Origin of the sequence: Paraburkholderia sp. RL17-373-BIF-A, assembly GCF_046030175.1 — a bacterium.
GTDB lineage: Bacteria > Pseudomonadota > Gammaproteobacteria > Burkholderiales > Burkholderiaceae > Paraburkholderia.
The window spans coordinates 1-431 of record NZ_JARESO010000437.1 but is presented as its reverse complement, the minus strand read 5'-3'; the positions used below and the strand labels follow the sequence as shown (position 1 = coordinate 431).

Annotated in this window: 1 protein-coding gene; it reads left to right on the top strand. The window is 64.0% G+C overall.

The features are described from left to right. The coding region (locus P0D80_RS51255; protein ID WP_459252784.1) for an IS21 family transposase at positions 1–431 on the top strand (431 nt) is incomplete at both ends.

The following is a 431-nucleotide window of genomic DNA, read 5'->3' as shown; positions in this document are numbered from 1 at the left end:
CCGACTTCACCGAGATGGACAGCCTGGGCGTCACCGTGGCGGGTGTCGCGCTGGACCACCGTCTGTATCATTTCCGGCTGGCCTGCTCGGGCTTTGAGCACGCTCATGTCATCCTCGGCGGCGAGAGCTATGTCGCGCTGGCCGAAGGGCTGCAGAATGCGTTATGGGTGCTCGGTGGCGCACCGCGCGAGCACCGCAGCGACAGCCTGTCGGCGGCGTTCCGCAATCTTGAACGCGAAGCGCGCGACGATCTGACCACGCGTTACGAAGCGCTCTGTGCTCACTACGGGATGCAGCCTACGCGCAACAACCGCGGCGTTGCCCATGAGAACGGTTCTATCGAGAGCCCCCACGGCCACCTCAAGAACGCAGTGCGTGATGCGTTGCTCCTGCGCGGCACCAATGACTTCGACGACCTCGATACCTATCGC